Origin of the sequence: Bradyrhizobium sp. 17 (assembly GCF_023073515.1) — a bacterium.
In the GTDB taxonomy this organism is placed as follows: Bacteria; Pseudomonadota; Alphaproteobacteria; order Rhizobiales; family Xanthobacteraceae; genus Bradyrhizobium; species Bradyrhizobium canariense_D.
In genome coordinates this window covers 118,225-144,141 of sequence record NZ_JADPJQ010000117.1, presented here as the reverse complement: position 1 = coordinate 144,141, position 25,917 = coordinate 118,225, and the positions used below count along the sequence as shown (strand labels likewise).

The 25,917-nt window shown below is 64.4% G+C and carries 24 protein-coding genes; 9 read left to right on the top strand and 15 right to left on the bottom strand.

Annotated elements, in window-relative coordinates; all coding sequences use genetic code 11:
* Window positions 1–39 precede the first annotated feature (39 nt).
* The 5 genes from IVB13_RS25725 to IVB13_RS25705 all read right to left on the bottom strand — a co-directional run bounded on the left by IVB13_RS25725 (window position 40) and on the right by IVB13_RS25705 (window position 3,601).
* Window positions 40–1,440 carry an aspartate ammonia-lyase gene (locus IVB13_RS25725; RefSeq protein WP_018453148.1) on the bottom strand — a complete coding sequence of 467 codons (1,401 nt, stop codon included), beginning with the start codon at window positions 1,438–1,440 and terminating at the stop codon, window positions 40–42.
* 30 nt (window positions 1,441–1,470) lie between these two features.
* Window positions 1,471–2,007 carry a hypothetical protein gene (locus IVB13_RS25720; protein ID WP_018453147.1) on the bottom strand — a complete coding sequence of 179 codons (537 nt, stop codon included), beginning with the start codon at window positions 2,005–2,007 and terminating at the stop codon, window positions 1,471–1,473.
* 48 nt (window positions 2,008–2,055) lie between these two features.
* The gene (locus IVB13_RS25715) at window positions 2,056–2,658 is read right to left on the bottom strand and encodes a YqaA family protein (RefSeq protein ID WP_085385485.1); all 603 of its coding nucleotides are present in this window, start codon (window positions 2,656–2,658) and stop codon (window positions 2,056–2,058) included.
* Window positions 2,659–2,703: 45 nt separating this feature from the next.
* Window positions 2,704–3,108 (bottom strand): phosphoribosyl-ATP diphosphatase, encoded by a 405-nt coding sequence (gene hisE / locus IVB13_RS25710; RefSeq protein WP_007597487.1) that lies wholly within the window; start codon window positions 3,106–3,108, stop codon window positions 2,704–2,706.
* Window positions 3,109–3,229: 121 nt separating this feature from the next.
* The gene (locus tag IVB13_RS25705; protein ID WP_018453145.1) at window positions 3,230–3,601 is read right to left on the bottom strand and encodes a hypothetical protein; all 372 of its coding nucleotides are present in this window, start codon (window positions 3,599–3,601) and stop codon (window positions 3,230–3,232) included.
* Between the two features lie 227 nt (window positions 3,602–3,828).
* Here IVB13_RS25705 and IVB13_RS25700 point away from each other — a divergent pair, with 227 nt between their 5' ends.
* The 6 genes from IVB13_RS25700 (at window position 3,829) to IVB13_RS25675 (ending at window position 11,448) form a co-directional block, all read left to right on the top strand.
* Complete coding sequence (locus tag IVB13_RS25700; protein ID WP_018453144.1) at window positions 3,829–4,875, top strand: ABC transporter substrate-binding protein; 1,047 nt, start codon at window positions 3,829–3,831, stop codon at window positions 4,873–4,875.
* Window positions 4,876–4,964: 89 nt separating this feature from the next.
* Window positions 4,965–6,761, top strand: a complete 1,797-nt coding sequence (locus tag IVB13_RS25695) for a glucan ABC transporter ATP-binding protein/ permease (protein ID WP_018453143.1) — start codon at window positions 4,965–4,967, stop codon at window positions 6,759–6,761.
* A gap of 202 nt (window positions 6,762–6,963) precedes the next feature.
* Window positions 6,964–8,409 carry a D-alanyl-D-alanine carboxypeptidase family protein gene (locus IVB13_RS25690; protein ID WP_085361117.1) on the top strand — a complete coding sequence of 482 codons (1,446 nt, stop codon included), beginning with the start codon at window positions 6,964–6,966 and terminating at the stop codon, window positions 8,407–8,409.
* A gap of 190 nt (window positions 8,410–8,599) precedes the next feature.
* Window positions 8,600–10,285 carry a long-chain fatty acid--CoA ligase gene (locus tag IVB13_RS25685; RefSeq protein WP_018453141.1) on the top strand — a complete coding sequence of 562 codons (1,686 nt, stop codon included), beginning with the start codon at window positions 8,600–8,602 and terminating at the stop codon, window positions 10,283–10,285.
* 15 nt (window positions 10,286–10,300) lie between these two features.
* Window positions 10,301–10,855 carry a DUF924 family protein gene (locus IVB13_RS25680; protein WP_018453140.1) on the top strand — a complete coding sequence of 185 codons (555 nt, stop codon included), beginning with the start codon at window positions 10,301–10,303 and terminating at the stop codon, window positions 10,853–10,855.
* 107 nt (window positions 10,856–10,962) lie between these two features.
* Window positions 10,963–11,448, top strand: coding sequence for a peroxiredoxin (locus tag IVB13_RS25675; protein ID WP_018453139.1), 486 nt, complete (start codon window positions 10,963–10,965; stop codon window positions 11,446–11,448).
* A 169-nt stretch (window positions 11,449–11,617) separates the two neighbouring features.
* Here IVB13_RS25675 and rnhA read toward each other — a convergent pair whose 3' ends face one another.
* From rnhA to ispH, 3 genes are read right to left on the bottom strand one after another with little or no spacing between them, the layout of a single operon-like run.
* Complete coding sequence (gene rnhA, locus IVB13_RS25670; RefSeq protein ID WP_018453138.1) at window positions 11,618–12,082, bottom strand: ribonuclease HI; 465 nt, start codon at window positions 12,080–12,082, stop codon at window positions 11,618–11,620.
* Window positions 12,079–13,062 carry a homoserine kinase gene (locus IVB13_RS25665; protein WP_018453137.1) on the bottom strand — a complete coding sequence of 328 codons (984 nt, stop codon included), beginning with the start codon at window positions 13,060–13,062 and terminating at the stop codon, window positions 12,079–12,081. The genes rnhA and IVB13_RS25665 overlap by 4 nt, the downstream gene beginning before the upstream one ends.
* Window positions 13,063–13,068: 6 nt before the next feature.
* Entirely contained in the window at window positions 13,069–14,037 is a 969-nt protein-coding gene (gene ispH / locus IVB13_RS25660) for a 4-hydroxy-3-methylbut-2-enyl diphosphate reductase (RefSeq protein WP_007597506.1), read from the bottom strand.
* 253 nt (window positions 14,038–14,290) lie between these two features.
* Between ispH and IVB13_RS25655 the strand changes: the two genes are divergently transcribed.
* The gene (locus tag IVB13_RS25655; RefSeq protein ID WP_007597507.1) at window positions 14,291–14,986 is read left to right on the top strand and encodes a cell cycle transcriptional regulator TrcR; all 696 of its coding nucleotides are present in this window, start codon (window positions 14,291–14,293) and stop codon (window positions 14,984–14,986) included.
* A 119-nt stretch (window positions 14,987–15,105) separates the two neighbouring features.
* On the opposite strand, the gene IVB13_RS25650 is transcribed toward IVB13_RS25655, so the two are convergent.
* The 4 genes from IVB13_RS25650 to IVB13_RS25635 all read right to left on the bottom strand — a co-directional run bounded on the left by IVB13_RS25650 (window position 15,106) and on the right by IVB13_RS25635 (window position 19,874).
* Window positions 15,106–15,366, bottom strand: a complete 261-nt coding sequence (locus IVB13_RS25650) for a hypothetical protein (protein ID WP_018453135.1) — start codon at window positions 15,364–15,366, stop codon at window positions 15,106–15,108.
* Between the two features lie 164 nt (window positions 15,367–15,530).
* Window positions 15,531–17,453: a propionyl-CoA synthetase gene (locus tag IVB13_RS25645; RefSeq protein ID WP_018453134.1), complete on the bottom strand. Its 1,923-nt coding sequence runs from the start codon at window positions 17,451–17,453 to the stop codon at window positions 15,531–15,533.
* 143 nt (window positions 17,454–17,596) lie between these two features.
* Complete coding sequence (locus tag IVB13_RS25640) at window positions 17,597–18,982, bottom strand: tetratricopeptide repeat protein (RefSeq protein WP_018453133.1); 1,386 nt, start codon at window positions 18,980–18,982, stop codon at window positions 17,597–17,599.
* A gap of 133 nt (window positions 18,983–19,115) precedes the next feature.
* Window positions 19,116–19,874, bottom strand: a complete 759-nt coding sequence (locus IVB13_RS25635) for a tetratricopeptide repeat protein (protein ID WP_018453132.1) — start codon at window positions 19,872–19,874, stop codon at window positions 19,116–19,118.
* A gap of 95 nt (window positions 19,875–19,969) precedes the next feature.
* Here IVB13_RS25635 and IVB13_RS25630 point away from each other — a divergent pair, with 95 nt between their 5' ends.
* Window positions 19,970–21,547 (top strand): sodium:proton antiporter, encoded by a 1,578-nt coding sequence (locus IVB13_RS25630; protein WP_018453131.1) that lies wholly within the window; start codon window positions 19,970–19,972, stop codon window positions 21,545–21,547.
* Between the two features lie 78 nt (window positions 21,548–21,625).
* Window positions 21,626–22,396, top strand: coding sequence for a hypothetical protein (locus IVB13_RS25625; protein ID WP_018453130.1), 771 nt, complete (start codon window positions 21,626–21,628; stop codon window positions 22,394–22,396).
* A 159-nt stretch (window positions 22,397–22,555) separates the two neighbouring features.
* On the opposite strand, the gene IVB13_RS25620 is transcribed toward IVB13_RS25625, so the two are convergent.
* Genes IVB13_RS25620 through IVB13_RS25610 form a run of 3 tightly spaced genes read right to left on the bottom strand, consistent with a single transcriptional unit; the run spans window position 22,556 to window position 25,863 of the window.
* A complete protein-coding gene (locus IVB13_RS25620) occupies window positions 22,556–23,362 on the bottom strand; it encodes a glucose 1-dehydrogenase (protein ID WP_204512522.1) in 807 nt (268 codons plus the stop codon).
* 15 nt (window positions 23,363–23,377) lie between these two features.
* Window positions 23,378–23,755, bottom strand: coding sequence for a DUF1850 domain-containing protein (locus tag IVB13_RS25615; RefSeq protein ID WP_198293337.1), 378 nt, complete (start codon window positions 23,753–23,755; stop codon window positions 23,378–23,380).
* Window positions 23,752–25,863: a TRAP transporter permease gene (locus tag IVB13_RS25610; protein ID WP_018453127.1), complete on the bottom strand. Its 2,112-nt coding sequence runs from the start codon at window positions 25,861–25,863 to the stop codon at window positions 23,752–23,754. The genes IVB13_RS25615 and IVB13_RS25610 overlap by 4 nt, the downstream gene beginning before the upstream one ends.
* Between the last annotated feature and the right edge of the window lie 54 nt (window positions 25,864–25,917).

The following is a 25,917-nucleotide window of genomic DNA, read 5'->3' as shown; positions in this document are numbered from 1 at the left end:
GCAATTCCAAGCCGCGGAATTCAGCGCGGACCGACGACATCACGCAAGCAAATCCGGATTGATCAGCCGCTCGAACGAGAACATCTCGTCCCATTTCTCCTGGGTCAGCAGCTTGCGCTCGACGACGACGATCTGATGCAGCGACTTGCCGCTCTTGTAGCCCTCGCGCGCGATCTCGGCGCATTCCTTGTAGCCGAGCAGCGGCTTCAGCACCGTGACGATACCGAGCGAATTCAGCACCATGTTGCGGGTGTGCTCCTCGTTGGCAGTGATGCCGACGACGCAATTCTCACGCAGGCTGTTGACCGCGCGCTCCATGGTGCGGATCGAGAAGAACAGCGCGAACGAGATCACCGGCTCCATCACATTGAGCTGGAGCTGACCCGCGGACGCCGCGAGCGTCACGGTGGTGTCGAGCCCGATCACGAGGAAGCTAGTCTGGTTGACGACCTCGGGGATGACAGGATTGACCTTGCCGGGCATGATCGAGGAGCCCGGCTGAAGCTGCGGCAGGTTGATCTCGTTGAAGCCGGCACGCGGGCCCGAGGCGAGCAGGCGGATGTCGTTGCAGATCTTGGTCAGCTTGCTCGCGGTGCGCTTGAGCACGCCGGAGAGCTGCACATAGGCGCCTGTATCCGACGTCGCCTCCACGAGATCGCCTGCTAGGATGAAGTCGACGCCGGTGAGCGCGCTCAGATGCCGGACCGCGAGCTTGGGATAGCCGTGCGCCGCGGTGACGGAGGTGCCGATCGCGGTGGCGCCGAGATTGATCTCGCGCAGCAGCGCGCGGGCCTCGGAGATTCGATCGACCTCCTCGCCCATGGTGGTGCCCCAGCCGCGGAATTCGGCGCCGAGCGACATCGGCACCGCGTCCTGCAAATGGGTGCGGCCCATCTTCAGCACGCGCTCGAACTCCCTGCCCTTGGCGAAGAACGCCTCCTGGAGCTGACGCAGCGCCGTCATGTAGCTCTCGAGCCGCAGGATCAGCGCCAGCCGAAAGGCGGTCGGATAGGTGTCGTTGGTGGACTGGCCGTAATTGACGTGATCGTTGGGGCTGACGTGCTGGTAGTCGCCCTTGGCAAAGCCGAGCGATTCCAGCGCGAGATTGGCGATCACCTCGTTGGCGTTCATGTTGGTGGAGGTGCCGGCCCCGCCCTGGATGAAGTCGGTGACGAACTGGTCCATCATATCGCCGGCGATGACGCGATCGCAGCCCACGATGATGGCTTCCGCGACTTTGGTGTCCACCGCGCCGAGATCGCGGTTGGCCATGGCGGCGGCCTTCTTGACGTAACCAAGCGCCTTCACGAAGTAAGGCTCCTGGTTCATCGGAATGCCGGTGATGTGGAAGTTCTCCTTCCCGCGGATGGTCTGGACGCCGTAATAGATGTCGTCGGCGATCTCACGCTGTCCGAGGAAGTCCTGCTCCGTGCGGCTCATGGGCGCTCCTTGCTTGCTCGCGCGACGTCCTCAGTTCTGGCACAGCGCGCTGGTGACGAAGGTATCAGTGCGGCAGTCATCCGGTTTGCGTTGCCTGCCCGGGATCAGAACCTTGGCCGAGCACTTTTCCGCGGAGTCGGCATTCAGGCTCTTGCCTTCCGTGTAGCCCTTGCTCTGGCAGAGTTTGTCGGCGGCGAGCTTGCAGTCGGGCGCGCCGTTCGACGAGGCCGGACAGGCCACGCGTCCCGACACCATGGTCGACGGCTTCGCCAGGCGCGACAAATCGTTCATGGTCTCGCTCGGGCTTTTGATCGGCGGCAGGATCGAGGGCAGCTTTTCGAACAGCTTGCCCATTTCGTTGATCAGCCCGGGGTTTTCCTCGTGCGCCGGCGGCGACGAAGGAGCTGTCGAGGGCGCCGGTGCGGCCTGCGGTCCTTGCTCCTGCAAGCCGAGCGCCGGCGGTGCGGATTGCGGCCATCCGGTACCGCCGGCAGCGAGCAGGACCGAAAGCGCCGCAAATGTCAGCGTGCCCAGTCGCAGGACCGGATTGCCGGATCGAAGCATCATGGCGGCAACCGTAGCCGAACGAGGCGCGGTGGCAAAGCGCCTTGGGCGTTAGATCAATTTGATTGCGACGACAAAGCCGAGCACGAGCACCGCGGCGCCGATTGCCACCACCAATCCGAGATGCTTCTCGATCTTGATCCGGATCCAGTCGCCGTAGCGGTTTAGCAGGATCGCCACGATAAAGAAGCGCCCGCCACGCGCCACGATCGAGCACAGGATGAAGAGCCCGAGATTGTAGCCGGCAAAGCCGGACGTGATGGTCACGAGCTTGTAGGGGATCGGCGTGAGGCCCTTGAGCAGGATGATCACGGCGCCCCATTCGGCATAGGAGGCGCGGAAGGCGTCGACCTTGCCGCCGAGGCCATAGACTTCGATCAGCCAATGGCCGACCGAGTCGAAGAGCAGCGCACCGATAGCGTAGCCCAGAAGGCCACCCAGCACCGACGTCGCAGTGCAGATCGCCGCATAGACCCAGGCGCGTTGCGGGCGCGCCAGTGACATCGGGATCAGCATCACGTCCGGCGGGACGGGAAAGAAGGAGCTTTCAGCGAAAGCCACGGCGCCCATGATCCAGAGCGCGTAAGGCTTGTGAGCGGCGTCGATGCACCAGTCGTAAATACGTTTCAGCATGGCGCCGCGATGAAGCACCATGGGACGGATTTGTCCATGCCGAGATGGGACCGATTTGTGCCAATACTAGTGGCGCTTGCGCGCGGTGCGGCCTTCGAGCGCGACGATTGGCCGCCTGGCGGCGACACGCGGTGACGCAACTTTGGGCAGTTTCATAGCCGACTTCGGCAGTTTCTCGGCGATGCCGAGCATGTCTTCACGCCGCGTCATCTCGCGCCAGACGTCCTCGGGGCGCACGCCGGCCGAGGCCCAGAGCACGGTCAGATTGTAGAGTAGATCTGCGCTTTCCCGGATCACGGCTTCGCTATCGCCGTTGACCGCGTCGATGACGACCTCGATGGCCTCTTCAGCCAGCTTCTTCGCCATTTTTGACGGGCCGCGCTGAAACAGCCGCGCTGTGCGCGATGTTGCCGGATCAAGGTCCCTGGCCGCGAGCACAGCCAGATATAGCCGCTCAAGCGAATCACTCATGTACGCGACGCTACTCTAAACCCATGGCCAGCGCGTTAACGCGCGATAGTAGAGCCCAAAAAGGGGCCGCCGCGGCAAGCACGACGGCCCGTTTGTGGTCAACCTTTTGTTGTGGCCAAAACTAGTAGCAGTTGGTGCGGTGGCCCTGGCCGCAGAGCTCCGACGGAGCCGTGCCGCCGTAACGCTGATACTGGTAGTTCGGGCCGGGTCCGTAATACGGGCCGTCGCCGTAATAGGCAGGGCCGCTGTAATAGGCGGGGCCGCCATAATAGGGGCCATCGTCATAGGCGTAGGCGTTGCGGGTCGCGGCGATCGCAAGACCGGTGCCGACGATGCCGGCAAACGCTGCAGCAGCCGCCGCGCCACCGCCGCCACCATGCCAATGACGGCCGCCCGCGTAGGAAGCGGTCGGGGTTATTGCGGTCAGCGCCAGCACCGCGGCGGTAGCGAGAACGGCCTTACGGCCGGCAAATCCTGAAAATCTGTCAAACATGTCCTGGACCCTCCTTGGGACCTCGAATGGTGCCTGATGACAGGCTCGTGTCTCTCAAACACCCGCATCCCATGTTGGGTTCCCCAACCCCAACACAAGCTGAACGGGGTTGCGTGATCGTGACGCAACCGCCGCTCATCCGCCGTTCATGTTGGCGCGAACAAGCTTGTCGCCAGCCGGCGCTCCGAGCGTCACCAAGCCATAACAACACCGGACCGGCGCGACTGATGTTCGAATTCACGACAATTGCTCTTCGCGGTCTGCTGGCCGCTGCAATCTCGCTTGCGGTGCTGACTGCGCGCGATGCTACCGCGGCCGAGACCGTCGTGCCCTCCATTGCGATCCACTTCACCTTCGACCGCCCGATCGATGCGAGCATGGCGCCGTTCTTTCTTGCCGCCAAGGACGGCAGCTTCGGCGCCGAACGTCTCAACGTCTCCTTCAGCAGCGCGGCCGGATCGCCGGAGGCGCTTGCGCGCGTCGCCAAGGGCAACAGCGAGCTCGCGCTCGTCGACATCAACGAGCTGATCCGCTTCCGCGACAAGGATGCGACCCCGGTCAAGGCGGTATTCGTGCTGTTCAACCGCGCGCCCTACGCGATCGTCGCCCGCAGGAGCCGCGGCATCCACCTCCTGCCCGACCTGGACGGCAAAACCGTCGGCGTTGCCGATAGCGATCTGTCGATGCGGCTGTGGCCGGCGCTGGCGCAGCAGAACGGCATCGACACGGCTCACGTGAAATTCCACAAGATCAGCGCCGCGGTGCGCGAGCCGATCCTCTCCGCGGGACAGGTCGATGCCGTCGCCGGCTTCAGCTATCTCTCGGCAGTGAACCTGCGCGACCGCGGCGTGCCAGGCGGCGATCTCGTCGCGCTTCGCTATGCCGATTATGGTTGCGAGGCCTATGGCTTTGCCGTCGTGGTCAACCCGGCTTTCGCCGCGGCCAAGCCGGACACCGTGAAGGGATTCGTCCGCGCATTGATCGCCGGCATCAACGCGACCGTCAAGGACCCGGCGCGTGCGGCGGACGAAGCCGCGAGCCGCATCGACGGCGGCGATCGCGATCTTGAGCTGGAGCGGCTGCGCACCGTCCTCGTCGACAACATCCTGACGGACGAGGTCCGTCGCAACGGCCTCGGCGACATCGACCCGGCGCGCATGGATCGCGCGATCGACCAGATCGGGCAGGATTTCAAATTCCGCAACCGGCCGGCGGCGGGCGACATCTTCGACAGCGGGTTCTTGCCGCCAGTTGCAGGGCGGTTGATCAACTGAGCAAAACCGACAGCTTCCGCTATATCTCACGGGCGATCCCTGATTAGAGTATGCGCTCACTCCGTTCCAGCCGCCCGAGCTCCTCGCCCATGCCCATTCTCCGCCTCTACACCCGCGTTCTCGAGCTGCTCGGTAAGGAGGCACGGCTGGGCTGGCTGCTTGCGGTCGTCAATCTCCTGCTTGCGGGCTCGCAATTCGCCGAACCGGTGCTGTTCGGCCGGATCGTCGATGTGCTCTCCGGCAAGACGGTCGCAGGCTCCAACTCGGCCTGGCCGTTCCTGGTTGCATGGGTCGCGTTCGGACTGTTCACCATCGTCTGCAGCGCGGTCGTAGCGTTGCAGGCCGACCGGCTCTCCCACCGCCAGCGGCAGGCGGTCCTGACGGACTATTTCGAGCACATCCTGCAGCTGCCTCTGACCTTCCATTCGGGCACCCATTCGGGCCGGTTGATGAAGGTGATGCTGAACGGCACAGATGCGCTGTGGCGGTTATGGGTCGGCTTCTTTCGAGAGCATTTTGCCGCGATCCTCTCGGTCGTGGTGCTGCTGCCGCTATCGCTCTACCTGAACTGGCGGCTTGCAATCCTGCTGTTCGTGCTCTGCATCGTCTTCACCGCGCTGACCACCTTCGTGGTGCGCAGAACCTTCGGCATGCAGATGGAGGTGGAGGAGCACTACAGCGAGCTCTCCGCGCGCGCGTCCGACGCCCTTGGCAACGTCGCGCTGGTGCAGAGTTTCGTCCGCGTCGAATCCGAGGTGAAGGGCCTGCGCTCCGTCGCCGACGAGTTGCTAGCGGCGCAAATGCCGGTGCTGTCGTGGTGGGCACTCGTCACCGTCATCACGCGCGCCTCCACCACGATCACCGTGCTCGCGATCTTCACTTTCGGCATCGCGCTGCACGACCAGGGGCTGACCTCTGTCGGCGAGATCGTCATGTTCGTGAGCTTCGCGACGCTTCTGATCCAGAAGCTGGAGCAGGTCGTGAGCTTCATCAACAACGTGTTCATGGAAGCCCCGCGCCTGCGCGAGTTCTTCAACGTGCTCGATGCGGTTCCTGCGGTGCACGACCGGCACGACGCGATCGATGCGGGTCGGCTCTCCGGCCTCGTCGAATTCAACGACGTCACCTTCTCCTATGACGGCAAGCGGCCGGCGGTCGAGGACCTCTCCTTCACCGCGCTTCCCAGCCAGACCATCGCACTGGTCGGCGCGACGGGCGCCGGCAAGTCGACGGCGATTGCGCTGCTGCATCGCGCCTTCGATCCGCAGTCCGGCTTCATCAGGATCGACGGCATGGACGTGCGCGGGGTGACGCTGACATCGCTGCGGCGGAACATCGGCGTGGTCTTTCAGGAGGCGCTGCTGTTCAACCGCTCGATCGCGGAGAATTTGCGCGTCGGCAAGCCGGACGCCACCGAGGCCGAGATGCGCAAGGCGGCGGAGCGCGCGCAGGCGCTCGAATTCATCGAGCGCAGCGGCGGCTTCGAGACCAATGCCGGCGAGCGGGGCCGGATGCTGTCGGGTGGTGAGCGCCAGCGGCTGTCGATCGCACGTGCACTGCTGAAGGATCCGCCGATCCTGATCCTGGACGAGGCGACGAGCGCACTCGACGCCGTCACCGAGGCCAAGGTGAATACCGCTCTCGACGAAGTGATGAAGGGCCGCACCACCTTCGTGATCGCCCACCGTCTCTCCACCATCCGCAATGCCACGCGTATCCTGGTGTTCGAGAACGGGCGCGTGATCGAAAGCGGAACTTTCGATGAACTCGTGGCCAAAGGCGGCCATTTCGCCGACCTCGCCAGGGCTCAATTCATGGTTCAGGAGAACGCACGGGCCAGCGTGACAGCGGCTGAGGCTGCCGCGACGGCCGCCAAGTCGCCTTAACAAGCCGCCTTGGCAATTCCCCATCGTATCGTCGAAATTCGGCCCATTTCATTGCGGAATACCCGGCTGATGCCCCTATTCCCGACGCACCAGCCGGTATAGGTTTGCGGCGCCGCAAGCGGCGGCGCTGGATTTCAGAACCGAACATCAGATCACGAGAGCCGACCGGAACCGGCGGGTCTCCAAGGACCGGAATCGGATAGTGCACGCTCTTCGCCCGCTGCTTCGTCAATCCCTGTTCAACCTGTTCGCCGCGGCACTCGCGTGTGCCGCGTTGCTCGCGCCGCGCGCGGCGAGCGCCGAAGCGCTGCTCCTGATCGAGGCCGATAGCGGCAAGGTGCTGCAGGCGGAGAACGCGACCATTCCCTGGTATCCGGCTTCCGTCACCAAGATCATGACCGCCTATGTGACGCTGAAGGCGGTCAAGGACGGCAAGCTCACACTCGACACACTGCTCACGGTTTCGCCGACGGCAGCCTCGCAGTCGCCCTCGAAGATGGGCTTTCGCCCGGGAACGCAGCTTACCGTCGACAACGCGCTCAAGATGATGATGGTGAAATCGGCGAACGACATGGCCGTCGTGCTCGCCGAAGGCGTTGGCGGTTCGATCGATGGTTTCTCGGCGCTGATGAACGACACGGCGCAGAAGCTCGGCATGACGCAGACGAGCTACGTCAATCCGAACGGCCTGCCCGCCGACGGACAGATCACCTCCGCGCGGGATCTTGGCATTCTCGCGCGCTCGTTCCTGCGCGACCTGCCCGAGTACGAGTACTTCGTGCACATTCCGGCAATCCGCTTCGGCAAGCGCGTCACCGGCAATTTCAACAAGCTGATCGGCCGCTATCCCGGCGCCGACGGTTTCAAGACCGGCTTCATCTGCGCCTCCGGCTACAATCTCGTCGCGTCGGCCACCCGCAACGGCCGCCGGCTGATCGCCGTCGTGCTGGGCGCCAACTCCGGGACCGCGCGCGCGGTGAAGGCGGCGCAGCTGCTGGAGCGCGGCTTCTCGCAAGATAATCTCACCTGGCTCCGCCCCTCGCTCGGCACCGTTGACAAGCTGGTCCCGGTCGACGCCTCGCCGCCGAACCTGCGTGACGACATGTGCGGCGGCCATCGCAAGCGGCCGGCCAGCGACGATGACGACGCGCTGATCGCGGCCAATGGCGGCACGTCCGGGTCCGCCTCGGCCACCGGCGGCGAAGCCCAAGTCACCTTCTTCACGGCCGGGCTTCAGCCGCCTCTGATGAAGGCCTCCGAGCTGATGGCCTCGGCCCCGGCGGCGGCCGAGCCCGTGCTGGTGTATACCGGTCCGACCCGCACCGGGACCGCCCTGATCGCGGCGGTCGCGGCCGATGCCGACCAGCAGGCCACGCCAAAGCCGCGTGGCAAGAAGTCGCGCGTCGCCAAAAAGCCCGACGCGGCAGACAAGCCGAAGGATGCCAAGACGGCGGCGGCGAAGCCCGATGCCAAGACGGCGGCGGCCGCAAAGCCGGCCGACGGCAAGTCCGCAGCTAAGCCGGCCGGTACCAAGCATGCCGCAGCCAAGCCCGATGCGGTGGCAAAGCCTGCGGTGAGCGGCGAGGCGGCCAAGCCCGCCAAGCCCAAGGCCGCGACCAAGCCCGCCAAGCCCGCCAACAACAGTTAACAGCCGACGCGAGGCGAGACCGCGCCGCACTTCGCAGTTGCGGCAGCGCCATTTGCAAGGATTCCGGTAGCCACTCCCTGACGTTTGTCCTAAGCCTCGACCGCTTGCCACCCGTTCCGGCAGGCTCGATACTGACGGCAACGAGGCAAGCCCGAGACACAACGGGCTCTGGTCAATGAGGGGAGTTTCCATGGAGCGCATCTGGCTTAAGCAATATCCGCCCGGCGTCCCCGCCGATATCGAGCCGACGCAATATTCATCGCTGGTCGACCTCCTGGAGGAGAGCTTCGCCAAGTTCGCCGACCGCAAGGCGTTCATCTGCATGGACAAGTCGATCAGCTATCGCGACCTCGACCAGATGTCGCTGGCGATGGCGTCCTATCTGCAAGGGCGCGGCCTGCAACGCGGCGCCCGCGTCGCGATCATGATGCCGAACGTGCTGCAATATCCGGTCGCGACCGCAGCCGTGCTGCGCGCCGGTTTCGCGGTGGTCAATGTCAATCCGCTCTACACGCCGCGCGAGCTCGAGCACCAGCTCAAGGATTCCGGCGCCGAAGCCATCATCGTGCTCGAGAACTTCGCCCACACCGTCGAGCAGGTGATCGCCAAGACGCAAGTCAAGCACGTCATCGTCGGCAGCATGGGCGACCTGCTCGGCTTCAAGGGAGTGATCGTCAATCTGGTCGTCCGCCGCGTCAAGAAGATGGTGCCGGCATGGTCGCTGCCGGGCGCGGTGTCCTTCAACGACGCGATCTCCGCCGGCCGCTCTCTGGCCTTCAACAAGCCGAAGCTGTCACCCGGCGACGTCGCCTTCCTGCAATATACCGGCGGCACCACCGGCGTGTCCAAGGGCGCCACCCTGCTTCATCGCAACATCGTCGCCAACGTCCTGCAGAACGACGCCTGGCTGCAGCCGGCGATGGCCGCGCCGCCGCATGTCGATCAACTCATGGTCGTTTGCGCGCTGCCGCTCTATCACATCTTCGCGCTGACAGCCTGCTACCTTCTCGCGGTGCGCGCCGGCGGCTGCAATCTCCTGATCCCCAATCCGCGCGACATCCCGGGCTTCATCAAGGAATTGGCGAAGTACCAGGTCAACAACTTCCCTGCCGTGAACACGCTCTACAACGGCCTGATGCATCATCCCGACTTCAAAAAGCTCGACTTCTCCAAGCTGAAGATCTCGAACGGTGGCGGCATGGCGGTGCAGCGCCCCGTCGCCGAGCAGTGGAAGGCCATCACGGGCTGCTCCATCGCCGAAGGCTACGGCCTGTCGGAGACATCTCCGACGCTGACCTGCAACACCACGACCAATCCGGAGTTCAACGGCACTATCGGCATCCCCGTGCCCTCGACCTGGATCTCGATCCGCGACGACGACGGCAACGAGATGCCGCTCGGCCAGCCCGGCGAGATCTGCGCCAAGGGCCCGCAGGTGATGTCGGGCTACTGGAACAGGCCGGAGGAGACGGCCAAGGTGATGACCGCGGACGGCTATTTCCGCACCGGCGACATCGGCATCATGGACGAGAAGGGCTACACCAAGATCGTGGACCGCAAGAAGGACATGATCCTGGTCTCCGGCTTCAACGTCTATCCGAACGAGATCGAGGAAGTGATCGCGAGCAACCCCGGGGTGCTCGAATGCGCCGTCATCGGCATTCCCGATTCCAAGTCGGGGGAGGCGGTGAAGGCGTTCGTGGTCAAGAAGGACCCGAACCTCACGGCGGAGGCCCTGGTCAAGTTCTGCCAGGAGCAGCTGACGGGCTACAAGGTGCCCAAGCACATCGAATTCCGCACCGACCTGCCGAAGACCAATGTCGGCAAGATCCTGCGGCGGCAGCTGCGCGACGAGAAGAAGGCGGAGGCGGCGTAAGCGCCTCTTTCGTTCATGACCGACGACGGCAACATCAGTCCGGCCGGCATCCTCGCCTTCTGGCGCGAGGCCGGCCGCGATGCCTGGTACGAGCGCAACGACGCATTCGACGCGGAGATCAGGCGCCGCTTTCTCGCGCTGTGGCAGAAGGCGGTCGCCGGCGAACTCTCGTCATGGGAGGCGACCGATGAGGGCGCACTCGCGCTCGTCATCGTGCTCGACCAGTTTCCGCGCAACATGTTTCGCGGCACGTCGCAGGCCTTTGCCAGCGATGCGCTGGCGCGCGACGTCGCCCGCCGCGCCATTGCGCGGGGCGCAGATCAAAGGATCGATCCGGTCCTGCTCGAATTCCTCTATTTGCCCTTCATGCATTCCGAGCACCTGCCCGACCAATTGCACTGCGTCGCGCTGTTTCAAAACACCGACAATGCCGAAAATCTGAAATACGCGCGTGAGCACGCCGACATCATCCGGCGGTTTGGCCGCTTCCCCCACCGCAACCATCTGCTCGGCCGCGACACCACCCCGGACGAGCAGGCCTTCCTCGACGGCGGCGGGTTCGCCGGCTGATGACATAACGGTGAAGGGTCCCGCCCTCACCGCCTGCCCTACCGGCAACATTGTGCAGCGCCGCCGCACGGTCTAAAAAGCGGGACCGATTTTCAGGGAGACTGACGATGGCGATCCAGACTGGCGACAAACTGCCCGAGGCGAAATTCCGCGTGATGACGGCCGAAGGCCCGCAGGTGAAGACCACCGACGACATCTTCAAGGGCAAGAAAGTGGCGCTGTTCGCGGTGCCCGGCGCCTATACGGGCACCTGCCACAAGATGCATCTGCCGAGCATTTTCCTCAACGCCTACGCCCTGAAGGACAAGGGCGTCGACACCATCGCCATCGTCTCCGTCAACGACGCCTTCGTCATGAACGCCTGGAAGCGCGATACCGACCAGCGCGACGAGGCCATCTTCCTCGCCGACGGCAATGCCGACTTCACCAAGGCGATCGGCATGGAGCTCGACGCCTCCGGCAACGGTCTCGGCATCCGCTCCAAGCGCTATTCGATGCTGGTCGAGGACGGCGTGGTCAAGAAGCTGAACCTCGAGGCGATGCCCGGCAAGGTCGAGGTGTCCGGCGGCGATACGCTGCTCGGGCAGCTGTAAGCTTTAGACGCCGCTTTCAGCCACAAACGACTCTGTCATGCCCCGCGAAAGCGGGGCATTCAGTATTCCAGAGCAGTTGTTGTTGAATCGAGAGGCCGCTGCGTACTGGATCGCCCGGTCAAGCCGGGCGATGACGGCGGAGCATGAGGAAGGAGCGCCGACCGCGCGCCTACTCCGCCAGCCTCTGCTGCAACCGCGCCTTCACGATCCCGTCGCGCGCGAGCTGGTCGGCGCGTTCGTTCTCGGGATGGCCTGCGTGACCTTTGACCCAGTGCCACCGCACGTCATGGGCCTTCAGCGCGGCATCCAGGCGCTGCCATAGCTCGACATTCTTCACCGGCTTCTTGTCGGCGGTGCGCCAGCCGTTGCGCTTCCAGCCGTGGATCCAGCCGGTAATGCCCTGACGGACATATTGGCTGTCGGTATAGAGATCGACCGTGCACGGCTTCTTCAGCGCTTCCAACGCGGAGATCGCCGCCATCAATTCCATCTGGTTATTGGTGGTGTGGCGCTCACCACCGTTCAGTTCTTTTTCCTTGTCGCCGAACTTCAGGATCGCGCCCCAGCCGCCGGGCCCCGGATTTCCCGAGCAGGCGCCGTCGGTGTAGATCGTGACAATCGGAAGCTCGCTCACGCCACCAGCCCCGACGGCATCAGCCCGTAGTCGCGCACGCTGGAAACGCTCTGGTGGAAGCGCAGCTTGCGGACATATTCCAGCGGATCCTTCGGCCGAACCAGCGCGCCGGGCGGAACGTTGAGCCAGTCGACCAGCCGCGTCAGCAGGAAGCGCATCGCAGCGCCGCGCGCGAGCAGCGGCAGCGCTGCCTCTTCCGGCTCGGACAGCTTTCGCACGCGGCCATAGGCATTGAGGAAGGCCCGCGCCTTGGTGACGTTGAAGGAATGATCCGGCTCGAAGCACCAGGCGTTGAGGCAGATCGCGACATCATAGGCGAGCCAGTCATTGCAGGCGAAAGTGAAGTCGATGATCCCTGACAACTTGTCGCCGAGAAAGAAGACGTTGTCGTTGAAGAGGTCGGCGTGGATCACGCCTTCGGGCAGAAGCGTCGGCCAGACCCCGCTCTCGAGGTAGTCGAGCTCTTGGCTCAGGAACGCGCGCAGGCCGGGCTGCACCTCGTCGGCCCGGTGTGATGCGGCATCGAACAGCGGCCGCCAGCCCGGGACCGACAGCGCGTTCGCACGCCTGATCGCGAAATTCGCGCCGGCCAGATGCATCCTGGCGAGCCCCTCGCCAACGCCGGCGCAATGGACCGCGTTCGGCTTGCGCGGCCAGACGCCTTCGAGAAAGGTGATGATCGCGGCCGACCGGCCCGACAGCTCGCGCAACGCCTCGCCGTCCGTTCCCTTCACCGGCAGCGGGCAGTTGACGCCGTGCTCGGCAAGATGCGTCATCAGCGCGAGGAAGAACGGCAGATCGTTCTTCGCCACGCGCTTCTCATAGAGCGTGAGGATGAACGACCCCTTGGTCGTATGCAGCAGGAAGTTGGAATTTTCGACGCCCTCGGCGATGCCCTTGTAGGAGAGCAACTCGCCGAGATCGTATTGGTTGAGGAAGTCCGCAAGCTCGTCGGCGGCAACGTCGGTGTAGACCGCCATGAACGTCTACTCGGCGGCGGCTTCGGGGCGCACCTGGCGCGGCAGCGGGAAGAACTCGTTCTCTTCCGCGGCCGAGACCGTCTCCACATGCAGCGTGAAGCGCTCGGCGAACGCGTCCATGATCTCCTCGACGATCACTTCCGGTGCCGAGGCACCCGCGGTGATGCCGAGGCTGGTGATGTTCTCGAACCGCTTCCAGTCGATTTCGGTGGCGCGCTGCGCCAGCACGGCGATCGGGCAACCCTCGCGTTCGGCGACTTCGCGCAGGCGCTGCGAGTTCGACGAGTTCGGCGCACCGACCACGATCAGGGCGTCGACCACCGGCGCCACCTTCTTCACCGCGAGCTGGCGGTTGGTGGTGGCGTAGCAGATGTCTTCCTTGTGCGGCCCGTTGATGTTCGGGAAGCGTTCCTTCAGGAGCGCCACGATCTCCGCGGTGTCGTCGATCGACAACGTGGTCTGGGTCACGAAGGCGAGGTTGTTCGGGTCCTTCGGGGCGATGGTCTTGGCGTCCTCGGCAGTCTCGATCAGGGTCACGGCGCCGGTCGGGAGCTGGCCGAGCGTGCCCACCACCTCCGGATGATGGGAATGCCCGATCAGGAAGATCTCGCGGCCGCGCTTGAAATGGATCGCGGCCTCGCGGTGCACCTTGGTGACCAGGGGGCAGGTCGCATCCAGCGAGAACAAATTGCGGGAGGTGGCGTCGGCCGGGACCGATTTCGGCACGCCATGGGCCGAGAACACCACCGGCGCGGTGGTGTTTTCCGGGATCTCGGCGAGTTCCTCGACGAAGATCGCGCCCTTCTTCTTCAACCCATCGACGACGTATTTATTGTGCACAATCTCGTGGCGAACATAGACGGGGGCGCCGTATTTATCGAGCGCCCGTTCCACGGTGTCGATCGCCCGGACCACCCCGGCGCAGAAGCCACGGGGAGAACAAAGCACGATCTTGAGGTCTGGTTTGGCTGACATTGAGCGATCTCGGGACCGAATCACCTCGCCAAATGGGCGGGAAGCGGTCGATGGATGAACAGGGCTTGGGTACGGTCTTACAGAGACTTCAGAGGGAATTGGGCCCCCTTTCGGGCGCTGTCAAGGCACTATCTATAGCAGAACCATTGCGTGGCTAGCCCCTCCGGGCTTATATAGCGCGAATTCCCAGTCATCGCTGATGACCACCGGTTTCGCCTCCAAAGGGGTGGGCGAAGCACAAAGGAGATTTGCCATGAGCAACGCACCTCTGATGCCCAAGGCGACCGCCGTCTGGCTGCTCGACAATACCGCGCTGACCTTCGATCAGGTCGCCGATTTCACCAAAATGCACCCCCTCGAGGTGCGCGCGATCGCCGATGGCGACGCCGCCCAGGGCATCAAGGGCATGGATCCCCTTTCCAATGGCCAGCTGACCCGCGAGGAAATCGAGAAGGGCGAGAACAACCCGGACTACCGGCTCCGCCTCCAGGAGAGCAAGGTGGTGCTGCCGCCGCAGCCCAAGCGCAAGGGCCCGCGCTACACCCCGGTCTCGCGCCGCCACGAACGCCCGAGCGCCATCCTCTGGCTGCTGCGCAACCATCCCGAGCTCAAGGACGCCCAGATCATGCGCCTGGTCGGCACGACCAAGAGTACGATCGCGAGTGTCCGCGATCGCACCCACTGGAACACCTCCCAGCTGACGCCGATCGATCCCGTCACCCTCGGCCTCTGCTCGCAGATCGAGCTCGATTTCGAGGTCGCGCGCGCGGCGAAGGAAAAGCCGATCGACGCAGCCTATGGCGGCGCCACTTTGCTGCCGGCCTCAGAAACCACCAAGAAGGACGAGTACGAACCCGCGGAGAGGTCCAGCGACGATCTCAACGTCGATGCTGTGTTCGCCAAGCTGAAGACGCTCGGCGGCAAGAAGCAGGACCAGGAGGAGGAGTAATCCTTCCACTTCAGTCGTCATCGAATGCAAACGCGGCGGGGAAACTCGCCGCGTTTTTAGTCTGACGCAAGAAGCTTCAGCAACCTCGTCATTGCGAGCGCAGCGGCGCAGCGCAGCCTTTATGGCCGGTCCGGATGGTTCAGCATGTATTCGCCGAGGTCGCGCTGGCGGCGGTCGGCGCGGGTGGTCGCGGAACTGCGCTGGACGTCGCGGTCCTTGCGGCACGCCACGTATTCGGGCGATCCGGCCGCATAGCCGCGGCTCTGGCAGACCGCGTCGTCATCATCGCCGCCCATCGCCACCGGCGTCTGGTAGCGCGCGGAGCAGGCGGAGAGAATGAGGCCCGCAAATGCAATCGCTAGAAACGGCTTCGAATTCATGGCAGGCCCTTCATCCTCATGGTGAGGAGCCCGCGCAGCGGGCGTCTCGAACCATGCAGGCCAAGCTGCCGCAGCGGGGCCTTTCATCCTTCGAGACGCGCGCCAGGTCCTCAGGATGAGGATTGAGCGGAAAAATGCGGCCTATTCAAGCCCCATTGCAAACCTCACACCCGCCCCTTCAGCGCATCGCCGATCTCGTCCAGCACCTTGGGGTCCTCGATCGTCGCCGGCATGGTCCAAGCTTCACCATCTGCGATCTTCTTGATCGTGCCGCGCAAGATCTTTCCGGATCGCGTCTTGGGCAGGCGGCCGACGGTGATGGCGAGCTTGAACGCGGCAACGGGACCGAGCTTGTCGCGCACCAGCGCGACGATCTCCTTCTCGATCTCGGCCGGGGCCCGTTTCACACCCGCCTTGAGCACCAGGAAGCCGCAGGGCACCTCGCCCTTGATCGCGTCCTTGACGCCGAGCACGGCGCATTCAGCGACATCGGGATGCGAAGCCAGGATCTCCTCCATGCCGCCGGTGGAGAGCCGATGGCCGGCGACGTTGATGATGTCGTCGGTGCGGCCCATGACGAAGACATAGCCGTCGTCGTCCTTGTAGCCGGCATCCGACGTTTTGTAGTAGCCGGGGAATTCGGTGAGATAGGCTTCCTTGAACCGTTCGTCCTGATTCCACAGCGTCGGCAGACAGCCCGGCGGCATCGGAAGCTTGATGACGATCGAACCCATGGTGTTCGGACCGACCGGCTTTGCCGCTTCGTCGACCACGTCGACCTGATAGCCCGGCATCGGCACCGTCGGCGACCCGTGCTTCACCGGCAGCTGACCTAAGCCAACCGGATTGCCGGCGATGCACCAGCCGGTTTCGGTCTGCCACCAATGGTCGATCACAGGCACTTTCAACTGCTGCTCCGCCCATTCCACCGTCGGCGGATCGGCGCGCTCGCCGGCCAGGAACAGCGTGCGGAACGTCGAGAGGTCGTATTGCCGGATGAATTTTCCTTCCGGATCTTCTTTCCGGATCGCGCGGAACGCGGTCGGCGCAGTAAAGAAGGCGACGGCCTTGTGCTCGCTGATCACGCGCCAGAACGCGCCGGCATCGGGCGTGCCGACCGGCTTGCCCTCATACATGATCGAGGTCGCGCCATGCAGCAGCGGGCCGTAGACGATGTAGCTGTGGCCGACCACCCAGCCGATGTCGGAGCCGCACCACCAGACCTCGCCCGGCTTGACGCCATAAAGGTTGAACATGGACCATTTCACCGCGACGAGATGGCCGCCATTGTCGCGCACGACACCCTTGGGAATGCCGGTCGTGCCTGACGTATAGAGGATGTAGAGCGGATCGGTAGCGGCGACGGGCACACAAGGCGCCTTCTTGCCGTCGTTCATCGCCTTGCGGCGCAGGCCCGCCCAATCATAGTCGCGGCCGGGCGTGAGGGCGCAGACGAGCTGCGGACGTTGCAGCACGATGCAGGCCTTCGGCTTTGCCCCCGCAAGCCTGATCGCCTCGTCGAGCAGCGGCTTGTACTGCACGATCCGGCCGGGCTCGATGCCGCAACTCGCCGACAGAATCAACTTTGGCTGCGCATCGTCGATGCGGGTGGCGAGCTCTTTCGCGGCAAAGCCACCGAACACCACGGAGTGCACCGCGCCAATGCGCGCGCAGGCGAGCATCGCGACGACGGCCTCGGGGACCATCGGCATATACAGGATGACGCGATCGCCCTTGGCGACACCAAAATCCTGCATGATGGCGGCAAGCGCCTGCACTTCGGCCAGCAGTTCGGCGTAGGTGAATTTGGTGACGCTATTTGCCAGCGGCGAATCATGGATCAGCGCGACCTGGTCGGCGCGGCCGCGTTCGACCTGACGGTCAAGCGCGTTGTAGCAGGTGTTGACGACGCCACCGCTGAACCAGCGGCCGTAGACGCCTTGCGAGGGATCGAAGATCTTTTTCGGTGGCTCGATCCAGTCGATCTCCTTGGCCACCTCGGCCCAAAAGCCCTTGGGGTCAGCCAGCGAGCGCGCATAAACCTCGTGATAGAGACTTTTTCCGTCGATGTTTCCTCGGACGTTCATTCCCGCGCTCCCGTTCCCTTATTCGCCTGGCCTTGACCTTGTTGCAGGACAGACGTCCCGCCATGACAGGGATCAAGTACCGGCCTTGTTTGAGGGGTATTTTCCCGGGAACGGGCCGCGGTTCAAGCTGAAAAGAACAATGCTCAGCTATCCATCGCATTCAGCCGCTGCAGCCGCTCCTGCATGACCTTCCTGAGATCATAGCCGGGGCGGCCGAAGCTCGTATTGCGGGTGGTGAGGAAATCGCGCTGGGTGCGACGGAGGCCGCCGGCGAAGCGGGACCCGGCCGATTTCAGCACGCGCTCGTAGGTCTCGGCGATCTGGCGATCGAGCACCCCCAGCTGCGGATCGGCACAAATCACCTTCTCGACCTCGCGCTTCGCGGTGGCACAATCGAACGACGGGCCATTGCCGGAATTCGCCGCGAGCGGCCGCAGCGGCTCGCCGCCGAATTTCGCGATCTCCGCGATCATGGTTCGGCGGCCGCCGGCCGCATTGTCGTTGCCGGGATCGAGCCGCAGCGCGGTCTCGTAGTCGGCCAGCGCCTTCTTGCGCTCGCCCATCTTCTTGTAGAGCACGGCGCGGTTGTTGTAGGTCAGCGCGAAATTCGGATCGAGTTTCAGCGCGGCCTCGTAATCGCTCAGCGCCGCGCCAAGCTCGCCCTTCAGGTGGTAGGAATCGCCGCGGTTTGTGAAGAAATTCGGCCGCGGTGCCAGCCGGAGCGCCTGATCGTAATCGGCAATCGCCTTGTCGTACTCCCCCATCGCGGCCAGCGCCAGCCCGCGATTGTCGTAATATTCGGGCACTTTCGGATCGAGCCGGATCGCCTCGCCGTCGTCGGCAACCGACTTGTCGAGCTGGCCGAGCTTCTTGTAGGCGGCGCCACGATTGGTGTAGCTGCGCGGCCGGTTCGGATCGAGGCGCAACGCCTCGCTGAGATCGCGGATCGCCTTCTCGTTGTCGCCGCCGAGATAATAGGTCACGCCGCGGTCGGACCAGGCCTGTGCATTGTCAGGCTTCAGCCTGATCGCCTGGTCGTAATCGGCAAGCGCGCGGTCGAGCCGGTGCTGGTTGGTGTAGACGACGCCGCGCAGCTCGTAAGATTCCGAATCCTGCGGATCGAGCTCGATGGCCTTGCTGAGGTCCGCCGCGGCGCGGTTGAGATCGCCGCCGGCCTCGCGCAGGAGATCACCGCGCAGGCGCCAGGCTTTTGCGTTCTTGCCATCGAGTGCGATGGCGCGATCGATATCTCGCAGCGCCTGCGTGAGGGCGCCCGAGGTTCGCGCATTGGCGTCGGCGCGCACCAGCAATGCCGCGGCGCGATCGAGGGATGGATTCGAGGCCTGGTCGATGATGGCGCTGCAGGCCGGGATCAGCTCAGCCGGAGCGGCCTTGCTCCCGATTACGCAATCGACGCCGGCCGAAGCAGGGGCGACGAGAACGACGCTCATTGCCGCGCTGAGCAGGAGCGAGCGAAACGAGATTTTTGCAAACGAGAGCATTTGCGCGGAAGGATGCGTGCCGCACATGGCATAGGGCTCCGGGACATCAGGCTTTCACCATTGTCGCGGCAGCCAAAGAATCGGTTCAAATCGAGGCGTGCCAGCGGCGCACCGATCCCTTCCCTCCTTCGTCCCGCTCTTACGAGCGAGACGAGGAGCCTCAATACCCGTCCACCCCGTTGAGCCGCTGCAGCCGCTCCTGCATCGCCTTCTTCAAATCGTACCCCGGCCGGCCGAACCCGGCGTTGCGGCCGGCGATGAAATCGTCCTGCTCGCGTTGAAGCGCCTTCGCTTCGCCTGCATTGCGGGCTTCGCGCAACACGCGCGCGTTGGCGGCAAAGATCTCGCGGTCGAGATCTGCGAGCTCGCGGTTGGCGCAGATCGCCTTCTCGACGGGACGGCGCACACCCTTGCAAATGAAACTGGGCTTGCCCGCGACTGCCATCTGCGCGCCGATCCGCTCGATCTCGCGCGCCATCGCCTTGTGATTGGGCTTGGCCTTCTCGTGGTTCGGATCGATTTTCAACGCCGCACCGAAATCCTGCACCGCCTTGGGCTTGTCGCCCTTCCTTAGCCAGAGTTCGCCCCGCGCGTTGAAGATATCGGCGAGACCGGAATCGAGCTCCAGCGCGCGGCTGTCGTCGGCGATCGCGCGGTCGACTTGGTCGTGCCGCGCATAAAGCCCGCCGCGCGCGATCAGCGCCTTGATCAGGTCCCCTTTCGCCGTCTTCTCGTTGTCGATCACGGCGGCGCAGGCCGTGGCGGCCTTGTCGATGTCGTCGGCTGCGGCAGCCGCGAGGCACGGCGCGATGTCGACCTGCGGCACCGCGGCCGGCTCGCCGCCGGTCGCAGCATGAGCCGCAACGAACGAGAGCGCAAAGAGCAACCCGGCGCCGGACCATTGAATGAGAAAACGCATGCTCGCCACAGTTGGAAAGTCTTGAGTTAAGGTCCGCCTTGAGGTCTTGCCTTGGGGCTGCACCATCCATCATACGACCGGATTGGTGCTAGCTTGTGGCGCCGCTCAAATCGGGTTCGGGGATCAACGTGTCGACATTCGAATGGATCATCGTGCTTCTGCTCGGCGCCGTTGCATTATCGGCGCTGGCGCGGCGGATCAAGGTCCCCTACCCGACCTTTCTCGCAATCGGGGGCGCACTGATCGCCTTTGTGCCGTCGAGCCCGTCCTGGACGCTGGAGCCCGACCTGGCGTTGGCTCTTTTTGTCGCACCGGTCCTGCTCGATGCCGCCTTCGACACCTCGCTGCGCGATCTCCGCAACAATTGGGTTCCGGTCTCCACCCTCGTCGTCGCCGCGGTCGGCTTGACCACGGCCGCTGTGGCCTACGTCGCGCACCGGCTGATGCCTGATATGCCCTGGGCCGCCGCGGTTGCGCTCGGCGCCATCGTGGCCCCGCCGGACGCGGCCGCCGCGGTCGCGATCCTGAGCCAGGTGAAGCTGCCTCACCGCATGGTGAAGGTCCTGGAAGGCGAGAGCCTGCTCAACGACGCGACCGCGCTCTTGATCTATCGCATCGCCGTCGGAGCGACCGCCACCGAGCATCTGGCATGGAGCCAGGTCGCGCCAACCATGGCTCTGGCCCTGGTCGGCAGCGTCGTTGCCGGCTATCTCGCCGCGCGAGTCATGCCACTGGTGATCGTGCGGATCACGGAGGCTCCCAGTTCGATCATCATGCAATTCGCCACTACCTTCATGGTCTGGATCGGCGCTGAACATCTCGGCCTCTCCGGCATCCTCACCATCGTCGTGTACGCCATCACGATGGCACGCGCTGCACCCGCTCGCATGCCGGCGCGGTTGCGGGTGCCGTCCTACGCGGTGTGGGATACGATGGTGTTCGTGCTCAACGTGCTCGCGTTCATGCTGATCGGCATGCAGATGCGACCGATCTGGACGCGGCTGGACGCGGACGTGCGCTGGGACTATTGCCTGGCCGCCGCCTGGATCCTGCTCACCGTGGTCCTGGTCCGGTTGGCCTGGGTCACGCTCTACCGCACGACGCTGCGCACGCTGGTGGCGCACGGGATCTATCACCCCAAGGATCCGAAGCAGGTCGCCTCCGCCAAGGGCGGCCTCATCATCTCCTGGTGTGGCATGCGCGGCCTCGTCACGCTCGCCACCGCCTTTGCCTTGCCGGAAAACTTTCCGCATCGTGACTTCATCGTCTTCTCGGCGTTTGCGGTCGTGCTCGGCACGCTGGTCGTGCAGGGCCTGACCTTGCGGCCGCTGATCCTGGCGTTCGGCCTCAAGGACGACAATCCCGTCGGCATCGAGGTCGCGCGCGCCCGCGCCGTCGCCTATCGCGCGGCGCTCGACGCGATCGAGGACGATCCGTCCGAGGAAGCCGAAATCCTGCGGCTCGAATATCGTGCCATCCTGATGCAGGCCGACGACGATCCCCATGGTGGCATCACCAACGGCGAATTGCCCGCCGATCCGCTGCGCCGCCGCGCCATCGAAGCCGCGCGAAAATCGATCTTCGACCTCCGGGCCACCGAGGTGATCGGTGACGACGCGTTTCACAGGATCGAGGAGGAGCTCGATCGCGCGGAACTGAGCGCGGGGGGTTAGATTTCGTCATCCCGACAAGCGCCCTGCACAGGTGGCTAGGGGTTTGAACCAAACGCCGCCTCTCCAGACTCATCCCTCATGACGACCCTGATCGACGACCGTCGTGTGCGCGCGCGAGATGCGTCGCCCGCACGATATTTCTATCTCCACATGGCACTGGCCTGCGCGGCCACCGCCTTTCTCGGCTTCGCACCGACCTATTTTGTGCCGCTCGCGAACCGGACATTGTCCGCAAGCCCCGTCATTCATTTCCACGGCCTGTTGTTCTTCACCTGGTCTCTCTATTTCGTGATCCAGACGTGGCTCGCCGCCTCAGGCCGCATGGTCAATCACCGTGCGCTCGGCATAGCCGGCGTTTCGCTCGCGACCGCGATGACGATCTTCGGCTTCCTCGCCTCCGTCCATGTGATGCAGCATTCCGCGGCGCTCGGCCAGAAAGAGGCCGGCATCGCCTTCTCGATCGTGCCGATGAGCGGGATCGCGTTCTTCGCTGGTGTATTCGTGCTCGCGATCATGAACACGCGAAAGCCGGAGATTCACAAACGCCTGATGCTGCTCGCGGCGGTCTCCATCCTCGATGCCGCGATCGCGCGCTGGTTTCTCACTTTCCTCGCGCCTTCGGGACCGCCAGGGCCGCCGCCGGTGCCCGTCACCATCGCGCCCGCGATGGTCGCTTCGCTGCTGCTCGTCGTCGCCATGGTACGCGACTGGCGCACCGCGGGCCGAGTGCATCCAGTCTACATCACCGGCACGCTCGCGCTGCTGGCGGTGAAGGTGCTGAACTGGCCGATCAGCGAAACGGCGGCATGGCATTCATTCGCCGGCGGGATTCTGGCGCTGGCGCAATGATGTCGTCCTGGCGAAAGCCAGGACCCATTACCCCGAATGCCGAATGTTGAAGTAGCCGGAGCCGCCAGCCTTCGTCAAACTTCTCCCTGGGGTTATGGGTCCTAGATCAGCGCTCGTTACGCTCGCTTGTCCAGGACGACGGCGAACACGGAACGACGCCTAGGCCCCCGCCTTGCACGTGATCCCGCCGTCCACCACGAGCTCGATGCCCGTCACATATTTCGCTTCGTCCGAGGCCAGGAACAGCGCGGCGTTGGCGACGTCGAAAGCGTCGCCCATGTGGCCCATCGGCACTTGCGCATCGCGCGCCCGCCACATCGCTTCAACATCGCCCTTGGCATAGCTGTTCGCAAGACCTGCGGAATGTTCCACCATCGGCGTCTTCATCAGGCCGGGCAGGATCGCGTTGACGCGGACATGGTGGCGCGCGAACTCGATCGCGGTGGTGCGGGTCATCTGGTTCATCGCCGCCTTCGAGGTGCCGTACGTGACGTAGGAGATGCCCATGTGGCGGATCGAAGCGATCGAGGAGATGTTGATGATCGAGCCACCGCCCTGTTTCACCATCACGGGGATGACGTGCTTCATGGCGAAATAGGCGCTCTTGAGGTTGACGCTGAAGACCCGGTCCCAGCTTTCCTCGGTCACTTCGACCACGCTGCCCATCTCGGCGATGCCGACATTGTTGTCGAGCACGTCGATGCGGCCGTAGGCCTTGAGGCATGCCGCGACCATCGCCTCGACCTCGCGCGCATGCGAGACGTCGGCCGTGAACGCGCTCGCCTGGCCGCCTTCGTCCGCGATGATCTTCGCGGTCTCCTCGGCGGCCGCGCCGTTGCGATCGACGCAAAACACCTGCGCACCCTGGCGGGCAAAGGTGACCGCGGTGGCCTTGCCGTTGCCCCAACCAGGCCCGATCGAGCCGGCACCCACCACCATCGCAACCTTGCCCTTGAGCCGACCCATCGCGTGTCTCCCTTATTATTGTTCTTTGCAGACGATCATCTTTGTGACGTTAGCACCAATGGGATGACCGACAATCTCGGACAACGTCCGGCACTTGCCGTCATGGCATAGCCGCCATTCGCCAGCCGCGTCCGAATTGCCCAGCACGACCTCCGGCATCGGCGCGCGCGCGGGCCTCCATTGAAACCAGCCGTCGACGAGGCGCGCCTCGGGCGGCGGCTCCATGCCGGGGCCGGTGCCCTTCACGCGTGCCTGCACCAGTTCGAGCCCGGCGGGGGTGACGCGCCAGTCTTCCTGCCAGTCGACCTTCGCGATCGAATGCGTCCACACCAGTGTGAACGCGGACAGCGCCAGCGCCTTCAGGCCTGAGGCTGTGACGAGGCAGAGGCTCACACCGCCTCGACCGGCGCCGGCGGCCGCCGCCGCCACTGCCACAGCACGATCGCAGCGGCGAGCAGGAAGCCCGCGGTGTCGCTGAACGGGAAGTCGCCGAGCAGGCACAGCGCGGCACCGAGCGCGACCAAACGTTCGAGGAACGTCAGGCGCGTGAACAGGAATCCGATCGCGACCATGCCGAACAGCGCGATCGCCACCAGCGCCTTGACAGTCGCCAATGCCACCGCGCCGTAGAAGCCGAGCTTGGCCGCCATGGGATCGCCGCCCTGCAGCATCAGCGCCGGCGAATAGACGAAGATGAAGGGGATGACGTAGCCGGCGAGCGCGATGCGCATCGCCTCCCAGCCGATCTTGTCCGGATTCTCCTTCGCGATCGGTGCTGCGGCAAGCGCGGCCAGCGCCACCGGCGGCGAGAGGTCCGCCATGATGCCGTAATAGAACGCGAACATGTGGCTTGCGATCAGGGGCACACCCAGTTTGGCCAACGCGGGCGCCGCGAGCGCTGCCGTGATGATGTAGGTCGGGATGGTCGGGATGCCGGTGCCGAGCAGGATCGACAGCAGCATGGTCATGATCAGCGCCAGGAACAGGCTCTTCTCGCCGAGACCGATCACCCAGCCGCCGAAGATGGTGCCGACGCCGGTCTGCGACATCATGCCGATGATGACCCCGACGATGGCGCAGGCCATGCCGACGGTGATCGCGGATTTGGCGCTTTCAGCCAAGGCATCGCGGCAGGCGCGCAGGGCGGAAAATCCGCCACGCACGAACGCAGTGATCACGATCAGCGCGACGACGACGCCTGCGACCGGCACGATCTGAAGGCCGTCGCGCGAGAGCGCCGCGACGACGAGCGCGAGCCCGATCCAGAAGACATAGCGGATCGCCATCGAAGACGCGCCTGTCGTGATGGCGGTGCCAAGGATCAGCGCCACTGTGAGCGCGAGGCCCATGCTGCCGGCATAGAGCGGCGTAAAACCTTCGAACAGCATGTAGACCAGCGCCGCGAGCGGCAGCACGAGATACCAGCGCGTCACCAGGGCCTTCCAGGCGCTCGGAATCTCCGAGCGCTTCATGCCGGTGAGCCCGTGCTTGCCGGCCTCCAGATGCACCATCCAGAAGGCGGAGGCGAAATAGAGCATCGCGGGAATCGCGGCCGCCTTCACGATCTCAGAATATTGGACGCCGAGCGTCTCTGCCATGATGAAGGCGACCGCGCCCATCACCGGCGGCATGATCTGCCCACCCATCGACGCTGTCGCTTCGACGCCGGCCGCGAACGCGCGGCGATAGCCGAACCTGATCATCAGCGGAATCGTGAACTGGCCGACGGTGACGACGTTGGCGACGCCGGAGCCGGAGATCGTGCCCATCATGCCCGAGGCGAACACCGCGACCTTGGCCGGGCCGCCGCGGGTCCTGCCGAATAACCCAAGAGAAACGTCGGTGAAGAGCTGGATCATGCCGGCGCGCTCCAGGAACGAGCCGAACAGGATGAACAGGAAGATGTAGGTCGCCGAGACGTAGATCGGCACGCCGTAAAAACCTTCGGTGCCGAACGACAGATGCGTGACGATCTGGTCGAAATCATAGCCGCGATGGTTGAGCGGTGACGGCAGATACTGGCCGAAGAACCAGTAGACGAGACAGGCGCCGCACATCAGCGGGAGCGCTGCGCCCATCAGCCGCCGCGTGCCCTCGAAGATCAGGACGGCGAGCAGCGTGCCGACCACCAGATCGAGGCGCGTCGGATCGCCGTCACGTGCGATCAGATCCGCATAGAAGATCCATTGATAGAGCCCGCACAGAAAGCCCATGCCGCCGATCAGCCAGCCGATCGCGCGGCCGAAATCGCTTTTGGCGGTGAAGTTGCCGATCAGGCCGAAGGTGAGGAGAATGAGGAAGCCGACATGGACGCCGCGCACCACCTGGCTCGGCAGATAATTGAAGGCCGCGACATAAAGCTGGAAGATCGCGAAGGCGATGCCGATCCAGTAGGCGAGCGTGCCCCACCAGCCCGGGCCAAAGCCTTCCGGAAAACCGTGCTCGAAATTGTCGAACTCGACCTTGATGGGCTCTTGAGCGCCCTCTGCCTTCTCCAGCATTTCAACCCATCCCCAATCGTCGAGCGCTTATAGCATTGGCACGGTCCATCCGCG